Raw genomic sequence first — 11,791 nt, forward strand, 5'->3', positions numbered from 1 at the left:
GCGCCGTATTCACGCGCCCGACGACGTCTGTCCGGGAACGTCGCGCAGGACCGTGTCCCTCCTCGGCACGTCGTGTCGGGGTCCGGTTCCCAGATCACGTTCCACGGTGGCGAGTAGCCCGGCGAGACGGTCGTTGACGTCGTCCAGGGCATCGCCGGGAAGAGCGGCGCGCACCAGGGCTGCTTCCCGATGGGTACGCTCCGCCGTGGCATTCGCCCACAGTTCGTGACCGGCCGGGGTGGCACGAATCGGCCTGCTTCGTGCGTCGGCCGCGGCACCGTCGTTCTCGATGAGATCCGTCTCCGTCAGACGTTTGATCCGGGTGCTCACCACCACGGAACCCCCGGCGGCGACCTGCGAGCCCGCTTCCCGAAGCAGCACGGAAACCAACCCAACGACCCCGACAAGGCCGCCGCGGCCATCCTCGCCGTAGTCGACTCTCCCCGGCCACCCCTGCGCCTCCCCCTCGGCCCCGAAGCCGTCACCCGCATCCGCACCAAACTGCGCGACCAACTCGCCTCGATCGACGAGTGGGAAGAACTGGCCATCGACACCCGAGTGGACTGATGGGGCATGTCCACTGTGGACCGCAACGCTTCGCGGCCGCCCGGCGACCACCCCGCGTAGGCTGGTTGTATCGGCGACACACCGCATGCGACCGAATAGACGCCGCATCGTTGACCGATTCGCACAATTCGGCCGACTCGCGGCCGAGGCAGGAGCGTCGATCATGACGCGACATACCGAACGCACCCGTACCGAGTCGTCCGGCGACATGGCAGTACGCCTGCGACTCAAGCCCGACTCGGAGAAGACCGGCTACGTCGACGGCGCGTGGTGGCCACGTGAAAACGACCTGGCTGTAGAACTTCCGGCGCTGCTCGAGATTGCCGAAGGCCGGCTCGGCTCGGTTCGCCGCGTCACGTACCGGCTCGGTGAATGGGCGAGCGCCCCCGGCGAGGTTGTCATCGATGGGAGGAGCATCCGGCTCGAAGGGCACCCCGGCGGCACCGTCAATACGATCGAACTGCTCAACGCCGGCGACCGGCGGCTGGTCCTGCTGGTAGTTCCGCCGTACACCGATGCTTCCGAGGCCTTCGCCGCGTTGACCTCCGCATCGACCGACAGCGACACCTCCACCGTGGACGAGCTATTGATGATCAGCCCGGAAGAACGAGGCGCCCGCACCGACCGTGCGGCAGCGGAGCACCGCTGGAATTCCGAACGCGGGTCCCTGCTCGACCACGCGTCCCACGGGGATACTCGATGATCACACTTGTCGTGTTGATCATCGGTATCGCGATCGGCGCCACCGCGATGGCTGTGGTCGAACGACGCTGGCGCAGCGCACACTTACCGGCCGGGCGGACACTGTCCGAACCGTCCGACTCCGCAGCCACCGCAACCAGTCTCGACCGGAACGAGAACGCCGGCGGCTCGCGGCATATCCGCACCCATCCCAGCTGGCGGGACCGACTCGAGTGAACCCGCCGAACGCCTCTCCCCTCGCCGCGACCACGTCGAAAAACGGGGTCCGCCCATCCAGCGGACCGTCGACGAGCCATTGCGCGGCCAGCCACGGCAATTCGCCCGGGACGCTCCCCAGTACGAACCATGCGGCCGCCACCGACGGTTCGAGACAGCGGCGGCGATCATGTAATTCGTTCACCCGCAGGGCCCTCCTCGCCACCGTGCACCACTCCCCCAGGAGTGTGACCGATACCGACAAGCACGGCCACTGAATACGCCTGTCCATGATCGCCTCGGTCGATGGTTGCCTGCGGCCGCACATTCCGGCTACTGGCAACACTCACGCCTTTGCTCGACGTCGGGCTGTAGTTCGCGAGGGCAGCTTGCACAAACTCCTGGACCGGATGCGTGGCGGGGCTCGACAGGTCGTGGACGCGGCAACCGCCGGTAGGTTGCCGCGTCAACCTTCTCGACAGCGGGAGTAGCTGCACACCCGCCCTAGACTCCGCGCAGACAGAACCGGTACCAGCCGTTTGCTGAGCTTGCTGGTCCGGGTCTCTGCCATCACTGTCTCGACGAGGACCCTTTCATGGACACCGCTTCAGGCCTCTTATCGGCGCAGAGTCTCGGTTCGGCGTTGACCGAGCTCACCGCCCACCACACCTTGCGCGACACCACGGTCGATTTTCCCGACGGCGGCCATGACGGCCGTCGTCTCACTCTCGCCCGATTGGATGACGGGTCCTCGTATTTCGCACGCGGGTTGCTGCGTGCGGGAATCGGTCCGGGAGATGTCGTCGGGATCGCCGCACCGGCCTCCGCCGCGTTCCTCGTCGCGTGGTTCGGCATCGTGCGCGCCGGCGCGGTGGCCGCGGTGCTCCCCATCACCGCTCCCGATCGCAACGAACAGGCCGCTCGACTGGAGCATCTGGTCGGAGCGTCGGACATGCGAGCGGTGGTCGCCGCCGACACATATGCCGCTGTCGCCGAGGAACTGCGTCGGCGCTGCCCCCGGCTAAGTATCCTCCCCATCACGCAGGCGAGCCCGGACCACGGCACCCTGCCCCGCATCGACGCCGACGACCTGGCCGCCATCCAATACACCTCGGGGAGCACCACGGCTCCGCGAGGAGTGACATTGACCCACCGCAATATCCTCACGGGCCTCGCTGCCATCGCATCGGGGGCGGACCTGACGCTCGACGACGTATGGGTGCAATGGACGCCCCTGTACCACGATATGGGCCTGTTCGGCCTGCTGACCAGCCTGCTGAACGGCTGCCCGACGGTCTCGACCGCGCCCCGCACATTCGTGCGCAGACCCGAACGCTTCCTGAGCATGCTCGCCGAAACCGGCGGCACCATCACCACCGGGCCGAATTTCGGCTACGACCTCATGATCGAGGCGGCCGAGACGAGAACCGAGGCGATGGCCGACCTCGATCTCTCGCGCTGGCGTCTCGCTTTCAATGGTGGCGAGGTGATCTCGCCGCATACCGTCGCCCGGTTCACCGACGCGTTCGGCGGCCGCGGTGTGGCACCGTCGGTGATGTATCCCGTCTACGGAATGGCGGAGGCCACGCTGGCGATCACCTTTCCCACTGTCGGTTCCGAGCCGGAAACCCTATGGGTCGACCGCGACCGCCTGGCCGAAGACGGCACGGTCCGGCGGGTGTCTCCGGGCGCCCCGGCAGCTACCGGACTGGTCCGTGTGGGTCGGCCGGTACCCGGCATGCACCTGCGAATCGCTGGTGAGTTCGGAGAGGAATGCGCCGAAGGGCACTTGGGCGAGATACAGATCGCGGGTGAGGCTGTCACGGCCGGATACCACCGCAATCCGGCGGCGACCGCGGAGCTCTTCGAGGACGGCCGGCTGAAAACGGGGGATCTCGGTTTTCTCGTCGATGGCGAATTGTACGTTGGAGGCCGGCGCAAGGAGATGGTTATCGTGCACGGCCGCAACTACTTTCCGACCGATGCCGAATACGTGGCCCGGCGTGTACCGGGTGTGTACCGCGGCCATGCCGTCGCCTTCGCCGATATCGACCACGATTCGGCCGGCGGTTCTCACGAGTGTCTGGGCGTGATAGTGGAATCCGAGGAGCCTTCCAGTTCACACGATGACCTGGCCACGCTTGTTCGTAAGCACGTCACCACCGAACTGGACCTGGCCGCGGTCCGTGTGCATGTCGTGCCGCCAGGGTCACTGACCAGATCGACCAGCGGCAAATGGCAACGCTTGGCCGCCGCGACGCGCCTTGCCCGGCAACAGAATCGAGGATAGCGCCGTGACCGCCGAAATCACCCGCTCCGAGATGGCGATCGCGGCCGACCTGGAGTCGGCCGTCGCGGACAATCTGCATCGGCATATCGAGTACGGCCGCGAATGGTTTCCCCACCAATACGTTCCCTGGAGCAAGGGCACCGACTTCGACGGGCCGCTGGGAGGCCGTGGCTGGTCCCCGGAGCAAAGCACACTGACCGAGCCTGTTCGGGCAGCACTGGTGCTGAGTGTGCTCACCGAAGACAATCTGCCGAGCTACTACCACGTGATGCTGCACACCTACGGCGGTACCGGGGCGTGGCGCGAATGGGTCCACCGGTGGAGCGCCGAGGAGGCACGTCATTCCACTGTGCTTCGCGATTACCTGCACACCACGCGAGCAGTGGACCCGGTGCAGCTGGAACGCGCCCGCATGGCACAGATGTCGACCGGATACGACCAGGATTACCAGGGCGTTCTGCACATGCTCGCGTATTCCACGCTGCAGGAATGGACGACCCGGGTGGTACACCGAAATACCGGGGCGGTCAGCGGCGACGCACGGTGCGAGGCCATGATGTCCCGGCTCGCCATGGACGAGAACCTGCACATGATCTTCTTCCGGAATCTGCTCGAGCAGGCATTGGAGCGCGATGCCGACTCCGCGATGGTCGCCATCGCCGAGGTACTCGCCGATTTCCGCATGCCGGGGCACGGGGTGGAAGGCTTCGCGAGCATGGCGAAACAACTCTCACTCGCCGGAATCTACAGCGCCGGAGTGCATCACGACGCTGTCGTCGTCCCGTTCGCGCGCCACTTGTCACTGCTCGATCGCACCGGCCTGGGGCCGGACGGCCGGGCCGCGCAGGACCGCATCGGACGGTACATACGCCGGCTCGAATTGGTCTCCCGCCGCTTCCAGTCGAACTAACCGAGGATCGCTCATGCCCCACCCCAGTCCCGAAACCCACGCCGAATCGAGCACCGCCGAGGTCGTCCGGCAGCTCCTGTCCCAGGAGTTGCGGACTACCGTCGAACTCGACCAGGTGATCGTTGATCTGCCGGAAATCGAGTCGGTCAAGTTCATGCGCCTGATCACCCGAATCGAAGACCGGCTCGACATCACACTCGACGATGAACAAGTGTTCGCGGCAGTCACCGTCGGCGACCTGGCGGCGGTCGTCGACGCTGTGCGAGGGCACAATCCGGTCGCCGGACAGTCGGAGTAACGCATGTCCACTCCGCCCCGGGCCGCGTCGGTGGGCATCGCGGCCGCGGTGACCGTCCTCCCCGACGGCCGCGAGACCGCGCGCAGCTGCGGACTGTCCGAGGACGACGCAGCTGTCTGCGATGCCGAGGACTACCTACAGGTCGCCGTAGGCCGTGGAGATGACCCGATTACGACTCTCGCCGTGCCCGCGGCGGCGCTGGCGGTCCGGCACAGCGGGTACCGGCCCATCGACATCGATCTGGTGATCTACGCCTGGACGCATCATCAGGGCAGCGAAGTGCCGGCTCCGCACAGCCGCGTCGCACGTCTGCTCGGGGCGCACCGGGCCGTCACGATGGGCGTTCAACAGATGTCGGGCGGCGGATCGATCGGTACCGAGATCGCCGCCGACATGGTGAACTCCGGTCGCTACCGCTGTGCGCTGGTGGCCACGGCCGACATCTTCGACGACACTGCGCAGACCCGATGGGTGGAGCGCGGTTCGCGCGGCATCCTGCTCGGCGACGGAGCCACCGCCATGATCCTCGACCGCGAACCGCGTCCGCTGACCGTGCGGGCGATCGCCTCGGCCGGCCGGCCCGATACCGAATTGCAGTTCTTCGCCGCCTTCGCGCCGGACAATCCGATCCGCGACACTTCCGAGAGCAAGTCGCTGAACCCACGCGCCGTGCCGGTCATGCGCGCGGCCGTCACCGAGGCGGTCACCGATGTCCTCGCTGCCGCCGGACTGGCTCCCGACGATCCACGCATCGAGCTGGTCGTCTTCAGCAGACTCGGCCGAACGCTGCTGCGGCGGGTCTACTATCCCGCATTGCCGCCGGGACTACCGCGACCGATCACCTTGACCGGAGAGACCGGACATCTGGGTGCGGGAGACCTCCTGGCGAACGTGTCGCATCTGCAGGACCGGCGACCGATCACCCCCGGAGCGTACGCACTGCTCGTGAGCATCGGCATGGGCTTCAACACCACCGCGATGCTCGTACAATCCACGCCGTAGGCGAGAACGCCGAAAACAAGCCCCACGAGTAGCCCTACGGTCGAGCGGGCTGATCCGGTCCGAAGCCACCATACGGTTGCAGCGGAATGACGCGAAATTCCGACATCTCCTTCTGCGTCAACGGAAATGTCGCAACGATAGACTCCGCCACGCTGAGAGATTCGGCTTCGAGAATAAAACAGGCTCCGCGAGTATCTCCACGCAACCAGATTGCCCGTACGACCCCATTACTGTACAGCCTGCGCACCGCCTGGGTTTCATCCGGAATTACGGCCGCAAATTCGGATTCGTCGAATCGGTTACTGAAACGCTCTGTAATCACCATGAACTGCACATACGAAACGTTATCCGATAAGATCGGATTTCACCACTCGGAGATTATGGTATCCGACACATTTGCAGATTCCTGATGCCTCTTCCCGCCTTCATCGAGTGTTTCCAGAATTCGAGGCAGCACTCCCCCCGCCCGTAACCATTCGGACTCCGTTTGGGAATCGATCCGCGTGCGGGCACTCGCGGTGTGTACGATTTTCCCGCGAAAACGCGCTACGATCGTCAGCTCGGCGTTTCGTATTCGTTCCGGATCAATTCCGATAATGTCGTATTGGTCTGCTTCGACTTCGTGCAGACCCTCGCATTGGATCGGCAAGATTCCCATGGCGGCAAGGTTGGTCCGGTGGATGCGCTCGAAACTGGCGGCGATCACGGCTCGGATTCCGAGCAAACGCGTGACTTTGGCTGCCCAATCACGCGCCGAACCGGCTCCGTATGATCGACCGGCCACAACGACCGCGGGAATGTTCCGGCGCTGATATTGTGCCGCTGCGTCGTGTACCGCCATCACTGGCCCGTCGGGTAGAAGCCGCGTCCATCCGCCGTCCCGGTCGGCCAGTTTGTTGCGCAGCCGGGGGTTGGCGAAGCCTCCGCGCAGCATGACGTCATGATTCAGCCGTCGCGAGCTGTAACTCCCGAGCTCTCCCGCGGTGATTCCACCTCGGAGCAGCCACGCTCCCGCTGCCGATGCCGGCAGGATGCGCGACACCGGCGAGATATGGTCGGTGGTGATGTCATCACCGAGAATCAGCAGGGGGCGAGCAGCGAGGATATCGCCGGCGACGATCGGTTGGCACAACGAAGAATCGGAAAACGGCGGACGCCTGATCATGCCGGTTTCGGGCTGCCACACATAGCGGTCGCCATCTGGAAACGCAATATCTTCCCAGAGCCGTTGCGCCTGTCGCCGACGAGCTGTCGCCGTGTGTGGAGGGCTGTCTGCCGATTCGATGGCGCAATCGATATCGTGCTCGCTGGGCCATATATCGCTCAGCATCACCGGTTCGCCGTCCGTTCCCCTACCGAGAGGTTCGGCGTCCAGATCGATCGTGGTTCGGCCGGCAATCGCGAAAGCGACCACCAGCGGCGGGGATACCAGGTAGGCGTCGACGACATCGGGGTGGATCCGGCCGGGAAAATTCCTGTTGCCCGACAACACGGCCGATACACGTATGTTGCGACCGCGGATTTGATGGGCGATCTCGGTGGGAAGCGGCCCGGAGTTGCCCATGCAAGTCCCGCACCCGAACCCAGCGATATGGAAGCCGAACGCGTCGAGGTGGCTCTGCAGTCCACTGGCACTCAGTAGTTCAGCAGTCGAGTGCGAGCCTGGGGTGAACGAGGTCTTCGTCCATGGAGCCGGAGCCAAGCCCCGTGCAGACGCGTTTCGGGCGAGCAGTCCGGCAGCCGTGATAGCGCGCGGATTGGATGTGTTGGTGCAGCTGGTGATGGAAGCGATCACTACCGCGCCGTCGACCGGCCCACCGACGTCAACCGCACCGTCTACGCTCCCGAGGGTCGATATCGGCCGGACTTGGTGGGGGCGGCTGGGACCGGCGACAACGCGTTCGACCGTGTCGAGGTCGAACTCGATGAGGTCGTCGTACTCGGGCTCGTCACCGTCGAGCATCCCCTGGGCCGACAGATACGCTGCTGCCGGCCGGTGCGGACGGGCGGTCCCGGCCAGGTAGTCGAGTGTGCGGGCATCGGGCGGAAAATACCCCATGGTTGCGCCGTACTCGGGAGCCATGTTCGCGATTGTTGCTCGGTCGGGCACCGACAGGATCGACAGCGCCGGCCCGTGGAACTCGACGATGCGCTGCACAACGCCGTAGTCGCGAAGCAAAGCTGTGAGGGTCAGGGCGACATCGGCGGCGAGCACACCGGGTTTGGGTGTCCCGGTGAGCCGGACCCCGATGACCTGCGGTACTTGGAGCAGGATCGGTTCTCCCAGCGCAGCCGCGGTCGCCTCGATTCCGCCCACTCCCCAACCCGCTACAGACAGCCCATTGATCATCGTCGTGTGGCTGTCCGTACCCACGACAGAATCGAAACCCGCCAGCGGCGTACCGGTGACGACGTCGGCCAGAGTCTCGAGATTCAGTTGATGACAGATTCCCGTGCCCGGCGGGATGACGCGCAGGTGCGAAAATCGGCGCTGCGCCCATCGCAGGAATCGGTAGCGCTCAGCATGGCGCTCGTATTCACGTTCGAGATTGGCCGTCGCCGCTGTGGGGGTCGACCACGAGTCCAACTCGAGTGCGTGGTCCACGACAAGGTCCATGCGTCGCCGCGGAGCGACCGAATCGGCGTCACGGCCGAGTTCTACCGCACGTTCGGCCAAGGTGACCATGTCGGCAAGGACCGGGATGCCGGACGCGTCCTGCAGGAGTACTCGCTGGGGGAAGAAGGGCACCGAGACCGAGGCGTCACGCACTGCCAAGGCCCGCACATGGTCGGCAGTAGCGGTGCGGCCATTCTCGTGCCGCAGAACATTTTCCACGAGAACACGGGTCACGTACGGAAGCTGCCTCAGCGGTCCCGCGCCCGCCTGTTCAGCGGCCGCGAGGCTGAAGTAGGTGCGACCGTCCGGCAACGCCCGCACCGCATCGAAGGTATCTGCGATCACCGGCGCGGCACCTCGCGCTCGGGGTGCCCTCGGTAGGTCGGGAGTAGGGGCGGCGGGATCGGGCCCTTGATCCGGCGGCCGGACTGCGACTCTTCCCAGGAATGCGCGAGAATTCCGACCGATCGAGACAGCACGAATAGTCCCCGACCCAGTTCCGGCGGGAATCCCAACTCGCTGTAGACAACAGCCGTGGCGCCGTCGATATTCAACGGGACCGGTCTGGAGCACCGTGCGGCCAGTTGACGTTCCAGCTCCTCGGCAACGGCGAGGTACCGTCCGCTGACAAGACCACGTGCAGCCTGATCCGCGACAGCATGTAATAGCGGATCACGCCGCGGATCACGCGGATGAAAACGGTGTCCGAATCCCGGTACGTGCCGGCCGGTACGACGGAATTCACTCAGTGACGCACCGACTGCTCCGACAATGTCGCTACTTTCGGAGGCAGCCTCGATCGCGACCAGGAGCTGCATGCATTGCTGCCCAGCTCCACCGTGCACGTCGCCGAGCATTCCCACACCCGTGGACATCGCGCCCTGGAGTCCCACTCCACAGGTCGCAGCCATGCGGGCGGCCGCGATCGACGGTGCCTGCGGGCCATGGTCCACCGCGGCAACAAGCGCCTTTTCCAGCAGGCTCGCCTGTTCATTCGTCGGTAGCTCGCCGCGCACCATCATCCAGATGGTTCGAACGAGCCCGGCACCACCGATCAAGTCTTCGATGGGGTAGCCGCGCAGGCGAATGACTCCGGGCTCGATGTCGGATATGTCGGTGGACCACCAATCGGCCACGTCATCGGCCGTGGTCTCACGCACTGCTTCCCGTCGTGCTGTGCTCATATCGCACCTTCCTGCTGAAGCCGGGCGATGTCGGTACTGCCGTATCCCAGTTCGGTGAGGATGGCGACAGTGTGTTCGCCGAGCTGCGGGGGGCGACTACGTGGTGGTACTGCCTCGCCGTCGACTCGCGTCGGCGATCCGAGTACCCGGTATTCGCGCCCATCCTCGGTGGGAGACGGCACCGCCGTGATGAGGCGGCGATGCTCGATCTGCGCGGAAGCAAGGGCCTGGGGAACAGATGCCACCGGAGCCGCCGGCACCCCGGTGTCGAGCAATATCTCGTCCCACTCCGCAGCGGTTTTCTCCTTCAACGAGCGCTCCAGTTCTGCCCGCAGCTCTTCCCGATTGAGTTTTCGGTCTTCGCGGCGGAGGAAACGTGGGTCGTCGATCAGCTCTGCCCGCCCGAGCACTCGACACAGGGTTTCGTACTGCTCTTGTTTGTTGGCCGCGATATTGAGTGCGCCCTCGGCGGTGTCGAATGTTCCCGATGGAGCGGAAGTGATGTTCTCGTTTGCCATCGGCTCGGGGTCTCGGCCGGCGATCAGGTGATCGGAAACGACCCAGCCCATCGAGGTCAGTGCCGCGTCGAGCATGGAGGTGTCGAGGTAGGCGCCCTGCCCTGTGCGGCGCTGACGTACCAGAGCGGCAGCAATCGCGAACGCGGCAGACAGTCCGCCGAAGCTGTCACAGACCGGATAGCCGACCCGCAGGGGTGCGGTCTCTTTGGTGCCGGTGACGCTCATGATCCCCGATAGTCCCTGAATCACCTGGTCATAGGCGGGCCTGGCCTGCATCGGACCGGTTGCGCCGAAACCGGAGACGGCGCAATAGATCAGGCCCGGATTGATTTGCCGTAGTCGATCCCAACCGAACCCGAGCCGTTCGAGCACACCGGGACGGAAGTTCTCCACCAGGACGTCCGAGGCAGCGACGAGCTGAGCGAAAACATCGGCGCCACCGACGGTCTTGAGATTGATGGTGATCGACCTCTTACCGGCGTTCTGAGCCAGGAACGATACTCCGAGCCCCTGGGCGGACAGTTCCGGGTCTGCGCCGAGTTGGCGCGCCAGATCTCCGGTTTCCGGGGTTTCGATTTTCACGACGTCGGCGCCCATGAGGGCGAGCTGATAGCCGGCGAACGGGCCGGCCAGCACGTTGGTCAAATCCAGCACGCGTACGCCCCGCAGCAGATCTGTCGTCACAGAAACACCTCCACCGGGCCGAGGCCGTTGACACTGATCGCGCGAGCCGCCGCGGTGACGGTGTCGACGTATCGCCCGACCCGGTCGGCGGTGAACCGTGACGTGGGGCCACTGACCGATACCGCCGCGATCACCCGACCGTCGGACCCCACGATCGGCGCCGCAACAGCGGACGCCCCGAACTCGCGTTCACCGTGCGAGACGGAGTAGCCGACCTCGCGGATCGTATCGACTTGCGGTTTCAGCTGCTCGTAGCTCAAACCCGGTTGGTGTGCGGCAACTTCACGCAAGACCGTTTCGGGCGCGTCGAGCAGCAGGATCTTCGCCGAAGCCCCGGTGGACAGCGGATACGGCACGCCGACTTCCACCACGCTACGAACTGTTGCTGTGCCTTCGATCTGTGCGACTGCCACGCGGCTCGAGCCCTGGCGGATATAGATGTTGACCGTTTCGCCGGACGTGTCCACCACCTCCTGCATGCACTTCGTCGTTTCCTCACCCACCTCCCACAGCGAATCGGCCAGCTTGACCCAGCGCAGAAACCCGGGACCGGGGCCGTAGGTGGAGTCACCTCCGCCGATGATCAACCCCAACGATTCGAGGGTGGCCAACAGGCGCACAACAGTGGTCTTGGGCAGCCCGGTCGATGCGACGATTTCGCGGAGCTGGCGGGTCGGATGGCGTTCGTCGAATAGTTCCAATACCTCGACGGCGCGCGCGATGCTTCGCACACCACCGTCAGCCCGCGAGGGTGCGGTCCCAATATCAGCCATACCGCCACTATAGACCACTAGGCGGTTCATACAAACCACTTGATGGGTTGA

The 11,791-nt window shown here is 65.0% G+C and carries 12 protein-coding genes; 6 read left to right on the plus strand and 6 right to left on the minus strand.

Annotation, left to right across the window (positions count from 1 at the left end; genetic code table 11):
• Positions 1-9: 9 nt before the first annotated feature.
• The gene (locus NV2_RS32800) at positions 10-513 is read right to left on the minus strand and encodes a winged helix DNA-binding protein (protein ID WP_067869865.1); all 504 of its coding nucleotides are present in this window, start codon (positions 511-513) and stop codon (positions 10-12) included.
• Positions 514-730: 217 nt separating this feature from the next.
• Here NV2_RS32800 and NV2_RS04745 point away from each other — a divergent pair, with 217 nt between their 5' ends.
• The 6 genes from NV2_RS04745 (at position 731) to NV2_RS04770 (ending at position 5,964) form a co-directional block, all read left to right on the plus strand.
• Positions 731-1,270 (plus strand): DUF5994 family protein, encoded by a 540-nt coding sequence (locus tag NV2_RS04745; RefSeq protein ID WP_067870344.1) that lies wholly within the window; start codon positions 731-733, stop codon positions 1,268-1,270.
• The gene (locus NV2_RS04750) at positions 1,267-1,485 is read left to right on the plus strand and encodes a hypothetical protein (RefSeq protein ID WP_067869867.1); all 219 of its coding nucleotides are present in this window, start codon (positions 1,267-1,269) and stop codon (positions 1,483-1,485) included. The genes NV2_RS04745 and NV2_RS04750 overlap by 4 nt, the downstream gene beginning before the upstream one ends.
• Before the next feature lie 574 nt (positions 1,486-2,059).
• Positions 2,060-3,754 (plus strand): AMP-binding protein, encoded by a 1,695-nt coding sequence (locus NV2_RS04755; protein ID WP_084473881.1) that lies wholly within the window; start codon positions 2,060-2,062, stop codon positions 3,752-3,754.
• A gap of 4 nt (positions 3,755-3,758) precedes the next feature.
• Complete coding sequence (locus NV2_RS04760; protein ID WP_210748823.1) at positions 3,759-4,664, plus strand: acyl-ACP desaturase; 906 nt, start codon at positions 3,759-3,761, stop codon at positions 4,662-4,664.
• A gap of 13 nt (positions 4,665-4,677) precedes the next feature.
• Positions 4,678-4,962 (plus strand): acyl carrier protein, encoded by a 285-nt coding sequence (locus tag NV2_RS04765; protein WP_067869873.1) that lies wholly within the window; start codon positions 4,678-4,680, stop codon positions 4,960-4,962.
• Positions 4,963-4,965: 3 nt separating this feature from the next.
• Positions 4,966-5,964 (plus strand): ketoacyl-ACP synthase III family protein, encoded by a 999-nt coding sequence (locus tag NV2_RS04770; protein WP_067869876.1) that lies wholly within the window; start codon positions 4,966-4,968, stop codon positions 5,962-5,964.
• Between the two features lie 34 nt (positions 5,965-5,998).
• Here NV2_RS04770 and NV2_RS30650 read toward each other — a convergent pair whose 3' ends face one another.
• Genes NV2_RS30650 through NV2_RS04790 form a run of 5 tightly spaced genes read right to left on the minus strand, consistent with a single transcriptional unit; the run spans position 5,999 to position 11,740 of the window.
• Positions 5,999-6,298 (minus strand): hypothetical protein, encoded by a 300-nt coding sequence (locus NV2_RS30650; protein ID WP_084473882.1) that lies wholly within the window; start codon positions 6,296-6,298, stop codon positions 5,999-6,001.
• Positions 6,299-6,328: 30 nt separating this feature from the next.
• The gene (locus NV2_RS04775) at positions 6,329-8,926 is read right to left on the minus strand and encodes an aconitate hydratase (protein WP_157102746.1); all 2,598 of its coding nucleotides are present in this window, start codon (positions 8,924-8,926) and stop codon (positions 6,329-6,331) included.
• Positions 8,923-9,765 carry a citryl-CoA lyase gene (locus NV2_RS04780; protein ID WP_067869879.1) on the minus strand — a complete coding sequence of 281 codons (843 nt, stop codon included), beginning with the start codon at positions 9,763-9,765 and terminating at the stop codon, positions 8,923-8,925. Before NV2_RS04780 ends, NV2_RS04775 begins: the two co-directional genes overlap by 4 nt.
• Positions 9,762-10,967: a CaiB/BaiF CoA transferase family protein gene (locus tag NV2_RS04785; protein WP_067869882.1), complete on the minus strand. Its 1,206-nt coding sequence runs from the start codon at positions 10,965-10,967 to the stop codon at positions 9,762-9,764. The genes NV2_RS04780 and NV2_RS04785 overlap by 4 nt, the downstream gene beginning before the upstream one ends.
• The gene (locus tag NV2_RS04790; RefSeq protein WP_067870348.1) at positions 10,964-11,740 is read right to left on the minus strand and encodes an IclR family transcriptional regulator; all 777 of its coding nucleotides are present in this window, start codon (positions 11,738-11,740) and stop codon (positions 10,964-10,966) included. Before NV2_RS04790 ends, NV2_RS04785 begins: the two co-directional genes overlap by 4 nt.
• Positions 11,741-11,791 lie beyond the last annotated feature (51 nt).

It is taken from the genome of Nocardia vermiculata NBRC 100427 (genome assembly GCF_001613265.1).
GTDB classification, from domain to species: Bacteria; Actinomycetota; Actinomycetes; order Mycobacteriales; family Mycobacteriaceae; genus Nocardia; species Nocardia vermiculata.

Coding starts and splice junctions, on each gene's coding strand:
- NV2_RS04790 (WP_067870348.1), bottom strand. CDS start 11,740: ATGGCTGATATTGGGACCGCACCCTCGCGGGCTGACGGTGGTGTGCGA.
- NV2_RS04755 (WP_084473881.1), top strand. CDS start 2,060: ATGGACACCGCTTCAGGCCTCTTATCGGCGCAGAGTCTCGGTTCGGCG.
- NV2_RS04765 (WP_067869873.1), top strand. CDS start 4,678: ATGCCCCACCCCAGTCCCGAAACCCACGCCGAATCGAGCACCGCCGAG.
- NV2_RS04750 (WP_067869867.1), top strand. CDS start 1,267: ATGATCACACTTGTCGTGTTGATCATCGGTATCGCGATCGGCGCCACC.
- NV2_RS04770 (WP_067869876.1), top strand. CDS start 4,966: ATGTCCACTCCGCCCCGGGCCGCGTCGGTGGGCATCGCGGCCGCGGTG.
- NV2_RS04745 (WP_067870344.1), top strand. CDS start 731: ATGACGCGACATACCGAACGCACCCGTACCGAGTCGTCCGGCGACATG.
- NV2_RS04780 (WP_067869879.1), bottom strand. CDS start 9,765: ATGAGCACAGCACGACGGGAAGCAGTGCGTGAGACCACGGCCGATGAC.